The organism is Citrobacter sp. Cm046, assembly GCF_030333065.1.
GTDB classification, from domain to species: Bacteria; Pseudomonadota; Gammaproteobacteria; order Enterobacterales; family Enterobacteriaceae; genus Citrobacter; species Citrobacter murliniae.
Genome location: NZ_JAOWGP010000040.1, coordinates 108,501 through 125,649, shown reverse-complemented (window position 1 = coordinate 125,649; position 17,149 = coordinate 108,501). Strand labels below are relative to the sequence as shown.

At 52.3% G+C, this 17,149-nt stretch carries 18 protein-coding genes; 6 read left to right on the top strand and 12 right to left on the bottom strand.

The annotated features are described in order from the left end of the window. Positions 1-3 precede the first annotated feature (3 nt). Genes yggU through OGX98_RS12650 form a run of 3 tightly spaced genes read right to left on the bottom strand, consistent with a single transcriptional unit; the run spans position 4 to position 1,580 of the window. Entirely contained in the window at positions 4-294 is a 291-nt protein-coding gene (gene yggU / locus OGX98_RS12660) for a DUF167 family protein YggU (RefSeq protein WP_003027101.1), read from the bottom strand. Then, positions 291-857 (bottom strand): YggT family protein, encoded by a 567-nt coding sequence (locus tag OGX98_RS12655; protein ID WP_045447391.1) that lies wholly within the window; start codon positions 855-857, stop codon positions 291-293. Before OGX98_RS12655 ends, yggU begins: the two co-directional genes overlap by 4 nt. An 18-nt stretch (positions 858-875) precedes the next feature. Beyond that, complete coding sequence (locus OGX98_RS12650; protein ID WP_045447388.1) at positions 876-1,580, bottom strand: YggS family pyridoxal phosphate-dependent enzyme; 705 nt, start codon at positions 1,578-1,580, stop codon at positions 876-878. 17 nt (positions 1,581-1,597) lie between these two features. Between OGX98_RS12650 and OGX98_RS12645 the strand changes: the two genes are divergently transcribed. Then, positions 1,598-2,578: a type IV pilus twitching motility protein PilT gene (locus OGX98_RS12645; protein WP_048220575.1), complete on the top strand. Its 981-nt coding sequence runs from the start codon at positions 1,598-1,600 to the stop codon at positions 2,576-2,578. 43 nt (positions 2,579-2,621) lie between these two features. On the opposite strand, the gene ruvX is transcribed toward OGX98_RS12645, so the two are convergent. The 8 genes from ruvX to metK all read right to left on the bottom strand — a co-directional run bounded on the left by ruvX (position 2,622) and on the right by metK (position 10,027). Then, a complete protein-coding gene (ruvX, locus tag OGX98_RS12640; RefSeq protein WP_045447381.1) occupies positions 2,622-3,038 on the bottom strand; it encodes a Holliday junction resolvase RuvX in 417 nt (138 codons plus the stop codon). Next, positions 3,038-3,601, bottom strand: a complete 564-nt coding sequence (locus OGX98_RS12635) for a YqgE/AlgH family protein (RefSeq protein ID WP_045447378.1) — start codon at positions 3,599-3,601, stop codon at positions 3,038-3,040. The genes ruvX and OGX98_RS12635 overlap by 1 nt, the downstream gene beginning before the upstream one ends. 179 nt (positions 3,602-3,780) lie before the next feature. Beyond that, positions 3,781-4,728, bottom strand: a complete 948-nt coding sequence (gene gshB / locus OGX98_RS12630; RefSeq protein ID WP_045447375.1) for a glutathione synthase — start codon at positions 4,726-4,728, stop codon at positions 3,781-3,783. Between the two features lie 165 nt (positions 4,729-4,893). Then, complete coding sequence (gene rsmE, locus OGX98_RS12625) at positions 4,894-5,625, bottom strand: 16S rRNA (uracil(1498)-N(3))-methyltransferase (protein WP_045447373.1); 732 nt, start codon at positions 5,623-5,625, stop codon at positions 4,894-4,896. A 76-nt stretch (positions 5,626-5,701) separates the two neighbouring features. Beyond that, a complete protein-coding gene (gene endA, locus OGX98_RS12620; RefSeq protein WP_225761466.1) occupies positions 5,702-6,409 on the bottom strand; it encodes a deoxyribonuclease I in 708 nt (235 codons plus the stop codon). Between the two features lie 94 nt (positions 6,410-6,503). After that, positions 6,504-7,001, bottom strand: coding sequence for a SprT family zinc-dependent metalloprotease (locus OGX98_RS12615; RefSeq protein WP_045447367.1), 498 nt, complete (start codon positions 6,999-7,001; stop codon positions 6,504-6,506). Between the two features lie 77 nt (positions 7,002-7,078). After that, positions 7,079-8,473, bottom strand: coding sequence for a galactose/proton symporter (gene galP, locus OGX98_RS12610; protein WP_045447364.1), 1,395 nt, complete (start codon positions 8,471-8,473; stop codon positions 7,079-7,081). Between the two features lie 399 nt (positions 8,474-8,872). Continuing rightward, positions 8,873-10,027, bottom strand: a complete 1,155-nt coding sequence (metK, locus tag OGX98_RS12605; protein WP_020996311.1) for a methionine adenosyltransferase — start codon at positions 10,025-10,027, stop codon at positions 8,873-8,875. A gap of 482 nt (positions 10,028-10,509) precedes the next feature. On the opposite strand from metK, the gene yqgG reads away from it, so the two are divergent. The 4 genes from yqgG to speB all read left to right on the top strand — a co-directional run bounded on the left by yqgG (position 10,510) and on the right by speB (position 13,919). Then, positions 10,510-10,647, top strand: a complete 138-nt coding sequence (yqgG, locus tag OGX98_RS12600; protein ID WP_269429419.1) for a small protein YqgG — start codon at positions 10,510-10,512, stop codon at positions 10,645-10,647. Between the two features lie 92 nt (positions 10,648-10,739). Then, positions 10,740-10,871, top strand: coding sequence for an acid stress response protein YqgB (gene yqgB, locus OGX98_RS12595; protein ID WP_071829029.1), 132 nt, complete (start codon positions 10,740-10,742; stop codon positions 10,869-10,871). An 8-nt stretch (positions 10,872-10,879) separates the two neighbouring features. Beyond that, positions 10,880-12,856, top strand: coding sequence for a biosynthetic arginine decarboxylase (gene speA, locus OGX98_RS12590; protein ID WP_071829027.1), 1,977 nt, complete (start codon positions 10,880-10,882; stop codon positions 12,854-12,856). Positions 12,857-12,998: 142 nt separating this feature from the next. Next, entirely contained in the window at positions 12,999-13,919 is a 921-nt protein-coding gene (gene speB, locus OGX98_RS12585) for an agmatinase (RefSeq protein WP_003027056.1), read from the top strand. Between the two features lie 150 nt (positions 13,920-14,069). Here the strand turns inward: speB and loiP are convergent, their stop codons facing one another. Next, the gene (gene loiP / locus OGX98_RS12580) at positions 14,070-14,828 is read right to left on the bottom strand and encodes a metalloprotease LoiP (RefSeq protein ID WP_045447355.1); all 759 of its coding nucleotides are present in this window, start codon (positions 14,826-14,828) and stop codon (positions 14,070-14,072) included. Positions 14,829-15,107: 279 nt separating this feature from the next. Between loiP and tkt the strand changes: the two genes are divergently transcribed. Next, complete coding sequence (gene tkt, locus OGX98_RS12575) at positions 15,108-17,099, top strand: transketolase (protein ID WP_286595355.1); 1,992 nt, start codon at positions 15,108-15,110, stop codon at positions 17,097-17,099. Positions 17,100-17,149 lie beyond the last annotated feature (50 nt).

Here is a 17,149-nt window from a genome sequence, read left to right as displayed (position 1 = left end):
TACCTAATCAGTTAGTGCCGCAATTTCTGGCGGGATTTGTTGCGGATGAATGATTTTAACCTGTTTGTGACGGCCAAGCTCGCCCTTCTCAATAACAACCTGGCTTTTCGCCACGCGGAATTGTTTACCGAGAAATTTAACCAGATGACTGTTTGCCTGGCCATCGACCGGCGGGGCGGTAATGGCGACTTTTACTTCGTCGCCATGTAAACCCACAATACTGTCCCGGCTGGCTTTAGGCTGAATATAGAGCCGTAAAACCAGACCGTCATCGCAGGGTGTTACGGCACTCATAGCGCCATCCACAGCCCCGGCAGCAGCATATTACCTGTCGCCTGTAATACCTCTGCTATCCCCATGTTGATGACATAGAGCAGCAGTACCAGGATCATCGGGGAAAAGTCGATTCCGCCCATGCCTGGCAGTATGCGACGGATAGGACGCAACAGTGGGTCCGCCAGTTGAATCAGCACGTACTCCACGGGGCTACGACCCTGACTGACCCAGCTCATGATGGCCATGACCAACAGCACCCAGAAAATCAGCAGCCCAATGGTTTTCAGAACAATAAGTACGGCGGCGATCCAGATAATCGGCTGGAATGTGACCACTTTGAATAGCACTATTGCCTTGATAAAACTGAGAATTAACGCGATTACTAACGAGGCGCTGTCGATTGGTCCCATCGGAGGGATAATGCGGCGTAACGGCCCAATAATGGGCTGCGTGATTTTCACAATGAACTGCGAGAACGGGTTGTAAAAATCACAGCGGGACCACTGCATCCATACGCGCAATAGCAGCGCCATGGTATACAGCTCAATTACCGTTGAGAGCAGGAAGGTCAACGTATTCATGGTGTTCCTTAGTTTTCCTTAATTTTTTGTGTAATCACGAGCACCAAAAATAGCAGTGCCAATGCGTACCATCGTGCTACCCGCCGCGATGGCAGCATCCATATCATCAGACATTCCCAGTGAGAGCGTGTCGATATTTGGGTAGCGCGTTTTCAGCCCGGCAAATGCTACAGCCATTTGCTGTGCAACTTCAAACTGCCTTACATAATCTGACTCTGGCGCCGGGATCGCCATCAGACCACGCAGGGTAATGCGTGGCAGTGCGGCGATCTCAGCGGCCAGGGTATCAAGTTCAGCAAGTTGAATGCCTGACTTACTGTTCTCATCGCTGATATTAATCTGAATCAGAACATTCAGCGGTGGTAAGTCTGTCGGGCGCTGTTCACTTAGACGGGTAGCGATACGCAGACGATCTATCGTATGGCACCAGTCAAAATGCTCAGCCACCAGACGACTTTTGTTGGACTGCAACGGGCCGATAAAGTGCCATTGCAGACCCTCTACGCCGCTTTCTTTGAAGTAGCGGATCTTGTCCACACCTTCCTGAACATAGTTTTCGCCAAAGGCACGCTGCCCTGCGGCAATGGCTTCTTCGATGGCGCTCGCAGGTTTGGTTTTACTTACTGCAAGCAACGTAACTTCTTCTGAAGACCGCCCGCAACGCGTCGCGGCGGCTAAGATTTTGTCCCGGACATGTGCCAGGTTATGCGCGATATCGTTCATTTTCCGAGGATGTTCATATGAATATGGAAGAAATAGTGGCCCTTAGTGTAAAGCATAACGTGTCGGATCTACACCTGTGCAATGCATGGCCTGCGCGCTGGCGCATACGGGGGAGGATAGAAATTGCGCCGTTTACTGCGCCAGATGTGGAACAACTGCTGATGGGCTGGCTCAGCGATCAACAACAGGTACAGTGGCGGGAAAGTGGACAGATTGATTTTGCCATTGTGCTGGCGGACTCTCGTCGTCTGCGCGCCAGTGCATTTGCCCACCAACAAGGGACTTCGCTGGCTCTGAGGTTGCTGCCGGTCGCCTGTCCGAACCTGGAGTCATTGCAGACACCTGACCTTATATCTGAACTGCTACATAGTGAAAATGGGCTGATTTTGGTGACGGGAGCCACGGGGAGCGGGAAGTCTACAACACTGGCGGCGATGGTGGAGTACCTTAATCTGAACGTTGAAGGACATATTCTGACGCTGGAGGATCCTATTGAATATCGCTATACCAGCAAGCGCTGTTTGATCCAACAGCGCGAGATGGGGGCGCATTGCAGCTCTTTTGCCGCAGGATTAAGAGCTGCGTTGCGTGAAGATCCCGACGTTATTTTATTGGGAGAACTACGCGACAGCGAAACCATCCGCCTGGCGTTAACCGCCGCAGAAACCGGGCATCTGGTGCTGGCAACGCTACATACGCGTGGTGCGGCGCAGGCGGTGGAGCGGCTGGTGGATACTTTTCCCGCGCAGGAGAAAGATCCGGTTCGTAATCAACTGGCGGGTAGCTTACGGGCGGTGCTCTCGCAAAAGCTGGAAGAAGATAAGCAGGGAGGGCGAGTGGCGTTATTTGAGTTGCTGGTAAATACTCCGGCTGTCGGCAATCTGATCCGCGAGGGGAAAAACCACCAGCTCCCCGGTGTTATACAAACCGGGCAACTGGCAGGTATGCAGACTTTCGCTCAGAGCCTGCAGCAGCGTCAGGCGCAGGGCAGGCTGTAATGGGCTGAGGGTTTATGCTGGAGCAAAATGAAACGATGACCTTTTAGTAACCCTGCTCGAAATAACTTTCGAGAATAACGACGGCAGAGGCGGAGTCCACTTTGCCTTTATTCAACGCACGGTATCCACCCTGCTCAAACAGACCGGAGCGCGCCTCCACTGTGCTGAGGCGTTCATCGTGAAGTGTCACAGTTACGCCAAAACGACCGTGAATTCGGTTGGCGAACTTGCGTGCGCGTGCGGTAAGGGGTTGCTCAGTGCCATCCATATTCAGCGGCAGGCCGACAATGACCTCATCCGGCTGCCACTCTTTAAGCAGGCGCTCAATCAAACTCCAGTCCGGTGTGCCATCCTGCGCTTTGATGGCGGGCAGCGGTCTGGCTGTACCGGTAATGCGCTGACCAATAGCCACGCCAATACTTTTGGTACCAAAATCAAAGGAGAGTAATGTTTCGCTCATTATGCATGCCCTGCCACGCCAGGCATGGTCAGAATATCTATCCCGATAAGTTTCGCTGCATCGCGCCAGCGATCAGCAATCGGTGTTTTAAATAAAATGTTGAGATCGGCGGGGGCTGTGAGCCAGGCGTTATCCAGCAATTCTTGCTCCAGCTGACCTTTTTCCCAGGACGAATAACCTAGCGCGACCAGTACTTCGGAGGGTTGTTCCTGTGTACCTAAGGTTTCTAACACATCGCGGGAAGTCGTGATGATGGTGTTATCTGAAATAAGAATACTGGATGCGAAGCGCGAAGGCGGGGTATGCAGAATAAACCCACGATCTTCTGCCAGTGGGCCGCCAAGCATCACGGCTTTATCCAGACGAATAGCCGGGTCACGCGCCTCTGGTGTAATCTTCAGTTTTTCCAGTATCCCTTCAATCTGTAAATTTTCCAGGGGTTTATTGATAATAATCCCCATCGCGCCGTTTTCATTATGCTCACAAATGTACACCACGGAACGGCGGAAAATCGGATCCTGGAGAGCAGGCATGGCAATAAGAAAGTGATGCTGTAAATTCATTGTCAGAGGTTCTGTTTCCTGGTTCAAAAAAGCAACAGTGTGCAGTATGTGGGGAAAGCCCTTAATTGTCACTCATGTAAGGCGTCTTTTGCCGGAAAGTAGCGCTTTTCCGGTTTGTAGGAGGCGAAAAACGTAGGCCGGATAAGACGCTTTAGCGTCGTCATCCGGCATTAAACGCTTTATTTCTGCAGACGTGCCTCGATAGCATCCATCAACATACCGGTAATGGATACCGGGAATTCTGCTTCAATCTCACGAATACAGGTCGGGCTGGTGACGTTAATTTCCGTCAGGCGATCGCCAATGATATCCAGACCCACAAAAATCAAGCCTTTGGCTTTCAGGGTGGGACCAATGCGACGCGCAATTTCCCAGTCGCTGTCGGTTAACGGACGAGGTTCGCCACGACCACCGGCGGCCAGATTGCCTCGGGTTTCTCCACCTTGTGGAATACGTGCGAGGCAATACGGAACGGGTTCGCCATCAACCACCAGCACGCGTTTGTCACCGTCTTTAATCGCCGGCAGGTAGTTCTGTGCCATACAGTAGCGGGTGCCGTGCTCGGTCAGCGTTTCAGCAATTACGCCCAGGTTCGGATCGCCTTCCTTCACGCGGAAGATAGACGCTCCGCCCATGCCGTCCAGCGGTTTAAGAATGATATCGCTGTGTTTCTGCCAGAAGGCTTTCAGTTGTGCTTTGTTGCGTGTGACCAACGTTTCCGGGGTCAGGTCGGCAAACCAGGCGGTGAACAGCTTTTCATTACAATCGCGCAGACTCTGCGGTTTGTTAACGATCAGTGTCCCTTTCTCTTCTGCGCGTTCCAGAATATAGGTCGCGTAGATAAACTCGGTATCAAACGGCGGATCCTTGCGCATCAGAATGACGTCCAGGTCTGCCAGCGGCAGATCCTGCTCGCTGTTGAACTCATACCATTTGTCGTAGTTCTGCTCTACGCTCAGGGTACGCGTACGGGCGCGGGCTTCACCGTTAATCAGATAAAGATCGGCCATCTCCATATAGTGAAGTTCGTAACCACGGCGTTGTGCTTCCAGCAGCATAGCGAAGCTGGAATCTTTCTTGATGTTGATGCTTGCGATGGGATCCATCACGATGCCGAGCTTGATCATTGTTCTTCTCCGTTAAAAGCCCAACCTCTTAGGCTATTTTTCTTGCCAGTTTAAACCTGGGCAGTGCTCGCAATCCTCACGTACTGCGTGTACGCTCCGGTTGCTGTGCGCTGTGCGCTGTCCATGTTCAAACTAGCTGCGACAATTACGCCTAATAGGGCGGTCTTAGCCCAGATCACCAAAACGCACCTGTAGCGCGGTAATGGCGGTGAGCGCAGTTGTCTCAGTACGCAGAACGCGAGGTCCTAACAGGATATCAGTAAACTGATAACGTGCGGTCATGGCAATTTCATCTGCCGACAACCCACCTTCCGGGCCAATCAGCAACCGGATGCGCTCTACGGGTAGCGGCAGAGTGTTGATGCTGGCGCTGGCGCGAGGATGAAGGTTAAGCTTCAATCCCTCATCCTGTTCGGCGCACCAGGCTTCCAAATCCATCGCCGGGCGAATTTCAGGTACCCGGTTACGACCGCACTGTTCACAGGCAGCAATAGCTATTTTCTGCCACTGCTGGAGCTTCTTGTTCAGGCGTTCACTATCCAGTTTAACGCCGCAGCGCTCAGAAAAAAGTGGCGTAATGAGGCTTACACCCAGTTCAATCGATTTCTGGATAGTAAATTCCATCTTTTCGCCGCGAGACATAACTTGTCCAAGATGGATATGCAGCGGTGATTCACGATCGTCGTGCTCAGCGCTAAGTACTTTCACATCCACGCTTTTCTTGCTGGCATGGGTGATTTCGGCGTCAAATACTTGATTGCTACCGTCAAACAGTTGTAGCGCCTGGCCTGCGCCCATACGCAGCACGCGGCCGATATGGTTGGCGGCATCTTCACACAATGAAATTTGGCTGCCGGAAGAGAGTGGTTCAGGGTGATAAATGCGAGGAATGCGCATAGTTAACCATCCGCGTCATGGCCCTGAGCAACTTAAAGGTCAGGGCATGGGTTAAAAATATTGACGCTAGTGTAGGTTAGCTCTTTTGCGCCTGGCAAGCGCGTTGCACGTATGGGTTATGGTTACCCTGTACCTTAGCGATGCGTTCGTCGCGTTCACACTCCCAGTCCGTCACCGGATATTGCTTATTCCAGGCATTAAAAAGCTGGGTTTGCTGGCGGGAAAGCGTCAGATTGTACTGGTCGCGCATATAAAAATAGGTACGAGCAATGGCACCACGAGCGCGTGCAGGCGGCTCGGCCACTTTTTCTTTAAAGTCGACCTTCATGGCGCACTGTCCGTACTGACCTTCACCGCCGTTCCACTGGCTGTACATGAAGTTAGCTCGATCGCCATTCACTTCACCCACCGCCGGTTGCAGGTTATGCATATCGCTTTCCATTTTGCGATAGACCGGATCTTTGGCACAGTTTTTACGTCCGCCGTCTTGCCAGCACTGGCGCTGATGACCAAATTGCCAGGCTGGCACGACATGTTCCCATTCAATACGGCTGGCACGATTTTCATTTTTTCGCACTTTATAGCCGCAGGAGGCCAGGTCAACGACCCCTTTTTTTCCCTGCCAGTTAATTTTACATCCGCAGTAGAAATCGCCAGGCGCATCGGCGTTAACTTTTACTCCTGCCGTTTTCGCTTGTGAAAAACTGTTGATGCCTTCGGCTAAAACCGGACCAGATAGCGCTGTGGCCAGCAACGCCACGGCAAAAGAGAGATTACGGTACATCACGAACTCCGTGTCAAATCGAGCGCGCAACGTAGCGAAAGTTGTTCCTGTATGCAATCAGCAGGATCAGAAAAGTTCCTGATAATTCGCAGGATTATTCGGCAACCAACGGTTCACCGCAGTGGACGCAGCGATAAGTCGCTTCACCGCGAACAACGCGATTGTGGCGACGGACAGTGAGCTGGTGCTCCTGGCACTTACAGTGGTAGGTATAGGTATTGCGTCGTACTGACTGAAGTTCGAACTGATGCGTGCGTCTGGCCGGTACGCCCAGCACATTCTCCATCATCCATTTCCACTCTTTACCGTGTGGCGGTACGCGGCCAAAGTATTTCCAGACCAGCAAATGCGCCAGTTCATGAGGAACGACCTCTTCAACGAACGCCTCGACGTTTTCCATCAACAGTACCGGGTTGAGGCGGATTTCATAGTTTTGCAGCCACGCCGTACCCGCTGCGGTGCCACGTTGTTGATAAACCAGCTTTGGTTCCGGGTAATTACGTTCCAGCTTTTGGTTTGCCTGGGCGAGTTTTTCCCGCAGGCTGCGCATTACGGCTTGCTGGATAGCGATGGGTAGACGGGAGGTTTTCATAACGCCAGAGGATAATGGGACAGGAAAAGGACTGCAAGAGGGAGGCTTCCCCCGGTGGGGGAGGAAGCCTCAGATGATTAGTCGTGTGCGCCGATTTCGCGCAGTTTACGGCCTTTCATCAGGTTACGTTCAATGTGTTCCAGAGAAACGTTTTTGGTTTCCGGAATCAGCCACAAGGTCAGGAAGATGAACAGGACGTTCAGACCACCGTAGACCCAGAAGGTATTGGCGCTTCCCAGCGAGTTCAGCATCGTCAGGAAGGTTGCGCCGACAATCATGTTGGCAATCCAGTTGGTTGCAGTAGAACAGGTAATCCCGAAATCGCGGCCTTTCAGCGGCTGAATTTCAGAACACAGTACCCAAATCAGCGGACCGGCACTCATTGCGAAGCCAACGATAAACATTAGTAACATCAACACTGCGAAGTACTGGGCAGCAGCAGAATGAATACCCACATGCATCATGGTACCCAGCACGCCCATACCAACGGCCATGACGATAAAGCCGAGGATCAACGTTGGCTTACGGCCCCAGCGATCAACCAGGCCAATGGCAATAAAGGTAGCCAGTACGTTGGTCAGGCCAACGATAACGGTGCCCCACATCTGCTCAGTGGTGTTGGTGTAACCCGCCAGTTCAAAGATTTTTGGCGCGTAGTACATGATGACGTTCATCCCGGTGAATTGCTGCATCACCTGTAACAGCACGCCGAGGAATACCGCGCGACGGAAGTTGCTGTTCTCTTTAAACAGAGCCCAGCCACTCTGTTTCACCTGCAGGCTTTCACGAATTTCATCCAGCTCGCGCTTGGCTTCTGCGCTGGTATCTCGCAGGCGCAACAGCACCCGTTCGGCATCAACAAAGCGACGTTTGGCGGCGAACCAGCGTGGACTGTCCGGCAGGAAGAACACGCCAACCAGTAGCAGCAGAGCAGGGATGATAATTACGCCCAGCATCCAGCGCCATGCACCGCTATAGCTAAATGCGGTATCGGACAGATAGGCGCCGAGGATCCCGATGGTGATCATCAACTGATACATGGAGATCATGCTGCCACGGATCTTTTCCGGCGCAATTTCGGACAGGTACAACGGTGCGGTGTAGGACGCGACGCCAACCGCCAGGCCCAGCAGTACGCGGGAGAGGAGCAGCACTTCAACATTCGGTGCGGCTGCGGAGAACAGCGACCCTGCGACAAACAGGATGGCGCCGATCATCAGGCTTTTTTTACGTCCCAGCTTGAAGGAGAGCCAGCCACTGCCGACAGCCCCTACGGCTGCACCAAACATCATGGAACTCACCACCCATTCCTGAGTGTGTGCGGAAATTTGAAACTCGTCGGTAATGAAAGGTAAAGCACCGGCAATAACACCGATATCCAGGCCAAAAAGTAATCCTGCCAGGGCTGCAAGAAAGCAGACAAAAAATGTCATGGCTTTGTTGGAACGCCCCTGTTTTTTATTGTCAGGCATGATGCCCTCCGGTTGGGTAGCTAGTTTTGTTGATGTTAAGGGTAGGTGAGTACGGAGTGAAAAAATGCGATTTTCATCACATTAGTGTAATCGCTTACACTAACATTCATATTGATTATGTATTATCCTATTGAAAATAAAGATTTTTAATAATGGTGTTTGGTGAGTGATTGCCTGGAATTAAGACGATGCTGAAAAAATATGTAACAGTATTGAAACTATAGAAATAAGGCAATGTGAATTCAGTGTGGGTTGATATTAACTGAATGTAATCGCTTTCATTTGTAGTGAAAGTCACGTGTAAAACGCATTGCCAGTGGGCTGAGTTGTGGGCGAGGCGAAGGCAAAAAAAAGACCAGCCTTCAGGCTGGTCCTAATTTGCTGTCTGTTGGCGGTGAATTACTTCAGACCGGCAGCATCACGCAGCAGTTGCGCTTTGTCAGTTTTTTCCCATGGGAAATGTTCGCGACCAAAGTGACCGTAAGCGGCGGTTTCTTTGTAGATCGGGTGCAGCAGATCCAGCATCTGAATCAGGCCGTACGGACGCAGGTCGAAGAACTCACGAACCAGCAGGGTCAACTGTTCAGAAGGTACTTTTTCAGTACCGAAAGTTTCCACCATGATAGAGGTTGGTTCAGCTACGCCGATAGCGTAGGAAACCTGAATCTCACAACGGTCAGCCAGACCTGCGGCAACGATGTTTTTCGCTACATAGCGGGCAGCGTAGGCTGCGGAACGGTCAACTTTAGAAGGATCTTTACCAGAGAATGCACCGCCGCCGTGACGAGCCATGCCGCCGTAGGTATCAACGATGATTTTACGACCTGTCAGACCGCAGTCGCCCATCGGGCCGCCGATAACAAAACGACCGGTTGGGTTGATGAAGAATTTGGTCGAAGCAGTCAGCCACTCGGTCGGCAGTACTGGCTTGATGATCTCTTCCATCACCGCTTCTTGCAGTGATTTTTGATCGATGTCTTCTGAGTGCTGAGTAGACAGAACTACTGCATCAATACCGACAATTTTGCCATCGTCATACTGGAAAGTGACCTGGCTTTTTGCATCCGGGCGCAGCCAGGATAACGTGCCGTTTTTACGTACTTCAGCCTGACGCTGAACCAGACGGTGAGCATAGGTGATGGGAGCTGGCATCAGCACGTCGGTTTCATTGGTTGCATAACCAAACATCAGACCCTGGTCACCCGCGCCTTGCTCCAGCGGATCGGCACGATCAACACCCTGATTGATATCCGGGGACTGTTTACCGATAGCACTCAGGACAGCGCAAGAGTTAGCATCAAAGCCCATGTCGGAATGCACGTAGCCAATTTCGCGAACGGTGTTACGGGTGATCTCTTCGATATCTACCCATGCGCTGGTAGTGATCTCACCGCCAACTAAAACCATGCCGGTTTTGACGTAGGTTTCGCAGGCAACGCGTGCTTTCGGATCCTGTTCGAGGATTGCATCCAGAACAGCATCAGAAATTTGGTCAGCGATTTTGTCAGGATGTCCTTCTGATACGGACTCGGATGTAAAAAGGTGTTTTGCCATATTTAATTTCACCTAAGGAGAATTTGGTTAGCTCAAACTGTTGCGTGGAATAGTCATGTGCAGAAGATTCTACCATGAGTCTGCATATTACCGACACTGGCAGTCTGAGTGTTAATCGGTATAGATGGATTAACTTCTGGACGTCTATTTTAGGTTACTTCTCCGCACGATTTCCAGCTTTTTTTGAGTAAAGTCGTATTGCACTGAAAATGTAACTGGAAATTTTTCCTGACGGTGCTGGCAATGCGTGCATTTATCTTTTGCTTTTTCGCACTGTTGTCGGTATAAAACGCGGCGCGCGGCTCAAATATCCGTCATAGTTCAAGTTGCATATGCATTGGCTTCCTGCAACTCGAATTATTTAGGGTAGACAAAAAGCACACGACGTTTTCATCGTGTTGCCACTTCCAGCCGGGTTAAAACTTTAGCTTTGGCTTGTGGGTTCGTTCTTTATGGAGCGACCATGGAGGTGATACGAGATAATGAACCGTTGTATTCTGCTGAATCTGTCACACCGTTCTGGTGTACATATGTCCCCCGCAATCTGCATCTTGCATACCTGCCGATGTTATACCCATCTCGGCGCTTCTCAGGACTCCAGAGCCGGTAACGGCAACTAAGGACTGAACAAGGGCGCTCTTGTTAAAACAAGAGTTTTCTCGTGGTTTCGCCGAACCGTCATCTTTAAGTTCGGTTACGTGTTTACAATGAAATGAAAAAGAAACCGGTCGCACAGTCGGAGCGTCAGCACTATCTGCTGGAAAATCTGCCTGTTTATGGGTTGTTATCGCGTCTTCGGATTGCGATAGTAGTCAACTGTTTTACACTTGTTAATAAAATCTGAGGTTCGCTATGTCTGACGACATTTCTATGGGTTCGCCTTCGTCAGCAGGCGGACAGGGTGTACTACGCTCCATGCAGGAGGTTGCAATGAGTTCCCAGGAAGCCAGCAAGATGCTGCGTACTTACAATATTGCCTGGTGGGGTAATAACTACTATGACGTCAATGAGTTAGGACACATTAGCGTGTGCCCGGACCCTGACGTACCGGAAGCGCGCGTCGATCTCGCTAAACTGGTGAAAGCCCGTGAAGCGCAAGGCCAGCGCCTGCCTGCATTGTTCTGCTTCCCGCAGATCCTGCAACATCGTCTGCGTTCAATTAACGCCGCGTTTAAACGCGCGCGGGAATCTTACGGCTATAAAGGCGACTACTTCCTTGTTTACCCGATCAAGGTCAACCAACACCGCCGCGTGATTGAATCGCTGATCCATTCCGGTGAGCCACTGGGGCTGGAAGCGGGTTCGAAAGCCGAACTGATGGCTGTTCTGGCCCATGCGGGTATGACCCGTAGCGTTATCGTCTGTAACGGCTACAAAGACCGTGAATACATCCGTCTGGCACTGATTGGCGAGAAGATGGGCCACAAGGTCTATCTGGTCATCGAGAAGATGTCTGAAATCGCTATCGTGCTGGATGAAGCTGAGCGCCTGAATGTGATCCCGCGTCTGGGCGTGCGTGCGCGTCTGGCATCACAAGGTTCTGGCAAATGGCAGTCCTCCGGCGGCGAAAAATCCAAGTTCGGTCTGGCGGCAACGCAGGTTCTGCAACTGGTTGAAACGCTGCGTGAAGCAGGGCGTCTGGATAGCCTGCAGTTACTGCACTTCCACCTCGGTTCGCAGATGGCGAACATTCGCGATATCGCGACCGGCGTACGTGAATCTGCACGTTTCTACGTTGAACTGCACAAACTGGGTGTTGATATTCAGTGCTTCGATGTGGGCGGCGGTCTGGGCGTGGATTATGAAGGTACGCGCTCGCAGTCTGACTGCTCGGTCAACTATGGGTTGAACGAGTACGCCAACAATATCATCTGGGCGATTGGCGACGCCTGTGAAGAAAACGGATTGCCGCACCCGACGGTGATCACCGAGTCTGGCCGTGCGGTAACCGCACATCATACCGTACTGGTGTCTAACATCATTGGTGTGGAGCGTAACGAATATACCGAGCCGACCGCACCGGTTGAAGATGCTCCACGTGCGTTGCAGAGTATGTGGGAAACCTGGCAGGAAATGCACGAACCAGGTACCCGTCGTTCGCTGCGTGAATGGCTGCACGACAGCCAGATGGATCTGCACGACATTCATGTTGGCTATTCATCCGGTACGTTCAGCCTGCAGGAGCGCGCCTGGGCGGAGCAACTGTATTTAAGCATGTGCCACGAGGTGCAAAAACAGTTAGATCCGCAAAACCGTGCGCACCGTCCAATCATTGATGAACTGCAAGAGCGTATGGCGGACAAAGTGTACGTCAACTTCTCACTGTTCCAGTCAATGCCGGATGCGTGGGGCATCGATCAACTGTTCCCGGTTTTGCCGCTGGAAGGGCTGGATCAAGTGCCTGAGCGTCGTGCGGTACTGCTGGATATCACCTGTGACTCTGACGGCGCTATCGACCACTACATCGATGGGGATGGTATTGCCACCACCATGCCGATGCCGGAGTACGATCCAGAGAACCCGCCGATGCTGGGTTTCTTTATGGTGGGTGCGTATCAGGAAATCCTCGGCAACATGCACAACCTGTTCGGTGATACCGAAGCGGTTGACGTGTTTGTCTTCCCGGACGGCAGCGTGGAAGTTGAGCTGTCTGACGAAGGGGATACCGTGGCGGACATGCTGCAGTACGTGCAGCTGGATCCAAATACTTTGCTGACGCACTTCCGTGACCAGGTCAAACAGACCGATCTGGATGATGCGCTGCAACAGCAGTTCCTCGAAGAGTTCGAGGCAGGTCTTTACGGATACACATACCTGGAAGACGAGTAAGGCTGTACCGGTTCGCTTGAACCGGGACAAATTAACGGCGATAATTCGCCCATATAAGTAGTTACGTAAATCAATCCCTTCCTCGTCGGGCTTAACGACGCGGAGGGGATTTTTTTTCACCGATTTTAAAAGAGGTCAGTACATGAGCACCTTAGGTCATCAATACGACAACTCCCTGGTTTCTAACGCCTTTGGTTTTTTGCGTCTGCCAATGAATTTCATGCCATACGACAGCGACGCCGATTGGGTGATTACCGGCGTACCTTTTGATATGGCAACGTCCGGTCGTGCGGGTGGCCGCCATGGCCCGGCAGCGATCCGTCAGGTTTCCACCAACCTCGCCTGGGAACATAACCGCTTCCCGTGGAACTTCGATATGCGTGAGCGCCTGAACGTAGTGGACTGCGGCGATCTGGTTTATGCGTTCGGTGATGCTCGTGAAATGAGTGAAAAGCTGCAGGCGCATGCAGAGAAACTGCTTTCCGCGGGTAAACGTATGCTCTCCTTCGGCGGTGACCACTTCGTCACTCTGCCGCTGCTGCGCGCCCACGCTAAGCACTTCGGTAAAATGGCGCTGGTACATTTTGATGCTCACACCGATACCTACGCCAACGGCTGCGAATTCGATCATGGCACCATGTTCTATACCGCACCGAACGAAGGTCTGATCGATCCGAACCATTCGGTACAGATCGGGATCCGCACTGAGTTCGACAAAGACAACGGCTTTACCGTATTGGATGCCTGCCAGGTGAACGATCGTAGCGTTGATGACATCATCGCTCAGGTTAAGCAGATTGTGGGTGATATGCCGGTATACCTGACTTTTGATATCGACTGTCTTGATCCGGCGTTTGCTCCGGGAACCGGTACGCCGGTGATCGGCGGTTTGACCTCCGATCGTGCAATCAAGCTGGTGCGCGGTCTGAAGGATCTGAACATCGTTGGGATGGACGTCGTAGAAGTCGCTCCGGCCTATGACCAGTCCGAGATCACCGCGCTGGCGGCGGCTACGCTGGCTCTGGAAATGCTTTACATCCAGGCAGCGAAAAAGGGCGAGTAACCGGTATCGGACTATTTTGCTCGCCATTTTGAACCCGGGCAGTGCTCGCCATCCTCACGTACTGCGTGTACGCTCCGGTGGCTGTGCGCTGTCCGTGTCCAAACTGGCTTCGCCAATAACGTCCGATATCATCGCAGAATAGGGCTAAAACTATTTAATCCCATCCGCGCTCATGCGATCGCGAATATGTTGAGCTCGTTCTGCTGATGCCGGATGATCGTCAAACATCGTGCTTTGACGTCCTTCCTCCAGTTTCGCCAGCTTCTCAAAACTGGTTGCTAACCCTGCCGGACTGATGCCACGTTTGCGCAACAAATCATACGAGTAATCATCCGCTTCGGACTCCTGACGCTGGGAGAACTGTGAGTTCACCAGTTTTTCACCCAGATCGCCCAATTGTGATTGTGACAGGCTGCCGACGATCCCGCCCGCAGAGGCCGCCGCGGCACGTACGGCGTTGGTTCCCAGCGCAACCTGCATACCTTTTTTCACGTGACCCAGCGCGACGTGACCCATTTCGTGACCAATGACCGCCTCAACTTCATTATCGGTCATCATATCCATCAGACCGCTATAGACGCGGATACAGCCGTTTGCCATGGCAAAGGCGTTCACATCTTTCGCCATGTAGACTTTGTAGTTTACCGGCTGGCCGTTGATGTTATCGCCAAGCGCAGCGGAAATTTTACTTAAACGCGTCGCATATTCGCTGCCCGCCGGGGCGATGGTCGCTTTGCTGTCCATATCCTTACAGGCCTGATCGCTCAGCGCTTTAACCTGGGCATCGCTCAGGCTGTAGGCCTGAAAAGCCTCCGCACCTGAAGAAAGCAGTCCGTTGGAGTCCATATTCTGGCAACCGGTCAATGCCGTAGCCATGCTCATAGCAAGCAGTAAAGCGCGAATTTTCATTTTTTCTCTTCCGCACAAAGTCAGGATTACTCTAAAAAATGCGTGGTTTGCAGATAAACCGACGCTCGGCCTAAGTATAAAGAAAAGAACAATAAGCGTGCGAGAAGATTGCGCAACTTACGAGCATGATCCGGAGATTTCTGAAGCGGTAAAAGGATGCTCCATGTACATGACACGCGGCTTGGGTTACATTGTTGGCACTTTTTTCCGGCGTAGCCCAAAACGCGCTGTCGTCAAGTCGTTAAGGGTATGGCCTTCATTATCCGATCTGGAGTCAAAATGTCCTCACGTAAAGAGCTTGCCAATGCTATTCGTGCGCTGAGCATGGACGCAGTACAGAAAGCCAAATCCGGTCACCCGGGCGCCCCGATGGGGATGGCTGACATTGCCGAAGTCCTGTGGCGTGATTTCCTGAACCACAACCCGAATAACCCATCCTGGGCTGACCGTGACCGCTTCGTGCTGTCCAACGGCCACGGCTCTATGCTGATCTATAGCCTGCTGCACCTCACCGGCTACGATCTGCCGATGTCTGAACTGCAGAACTTCCGTCAGCTGCATTCAAAAACTCCGGGTCACCCGGAAGTGGGTTATACCGCGGGTGTGGAAACCACTACCGGTCCGCTGGGTCAGGGTATCGCTAACGCGGTTGGTATGGCTATCGCTGAAAAAACACTGGCGGCGCAGTTTAACCGTCCAGGCCACGACATCGTTGATCACTTCACCTACGCTTTCATGGGCGATGGCTGCATGATGGAAGGTATCTCTCACGAGGTATGCTCCCTGGCCGGTACGCTGAAACTGGGTAAACTGATTGCGTTCTACGACGACAACGGCATCTCCATCGACGGTCACGTTGAAGGCTGGTTCACTGATGATACCGCGAAGCGTTTCGAAGCTTACGGTTGGCACGTAGTTCGTGGCGTAGATGGTCACGATGCTGATGCGATTAAACGCGCAGTAGAAGAAGCCCGTACAGTGACTGACAAACCGTCTCTGCTGATGTGCAAAACCATCATCGGCTTCGGTTCTCCAAACAAAGCAGGTACGCACGATTCTCACGGCGCACCGTTGGGCGACGCTGAAATCGCACTGACCCGTGAACAACTGGGCTGGAAATACGCGCCGTTCGAAATCCCGTCTGAAATCTATGCTCAGTGGGATGCGAAAGAAGCAGGCCAGGCAAAAGAAGCCGCATGGAACGAGAAGTTTGCTGCTTATGCGAAAGCCTTCCCTCAGGAAGCGGCTGAATTCACCCGTCGTATGAACGGTGAAATGCCGTCTGACTTCGATGCGAAAGCGAAAGAGTTCATTGCTAAACTGCAGGCTAACCCGGCGAAAATCGCCAGCCGCAAAGCATCGCAGAATGCAATCGAAGCGTTTGGTCCTTTGCTGCCGGAATTCCTCGGTGGTTCTGCTGACCTTGCGCCTTCCAACCTGACGCTGTGGTCTGGTTCTAAAGCGATTAACGAAGATGCCGCCGGTAACTACATCCATTACGGTGTACGTGAATTCGGTATGACCGCTATCGCGAACGGTATCTCTCTGCACGGTGGTTTCCTGCCGTACACCTCTACCTTCCTGATGTTCGTGGAATATGCCCGTAACGCGGTACGTATGGCTGCGCTGATGAAACAACGTCAGGTAATGGTCTATACCCACGACTCCATCGGCCTGGGTGAAGATGGCCCGACTCACCAGCCCGTAGAGCAGGTTGCTTCCCTGCGTGTTACCCCGAACATGAGCACATGGCGCCCATGTGACCAGGTTGAATCCGCAGTAGCGTGGAAATACGGCGTTGAGCGTCAGGATGGCCCGACCGCGCTGATCCTCTCCCGTCAGAACCTGGCGCAGCAGGAACGTACCGAAGAGCAACTGGCGAACATCGCTCGCGGTGGTTATGTACTGAAAGATTGTGCAGGTCAGCCGGAGCTGATCTTCATTGCTACCGGTTCTGAAGTTGAGCTGGCTGTTGCTGCGTGGGACAAACTGACCGCAGAAGGCGTGAAGGCGCGTGTGGTTTCCATGCCGTCCACTGACGCATTCGACAAACAGGACGCGGCTTACCGTGAATCTGTACTGCCGAAAGCCGTTTCTGCTCGCGTTGCTATCGAAGCGGGTATTGCGGACTACTGGTTCAAATACGTGGGCCTGAACGGTGCTATCGTCGGTATGACCACCTTTGGTGAGTCTGCTCCGGCAGAGTTGCTGTTTGAAGAGTTCGGCTTCACCGTAGACAACGTGGTCGCGAAAGCGAAAGCGCTGCTGTAATTCTGATTACAACGGTAAACGGGTCGCTCAGGCGGCCCGTTTTTTTTGCT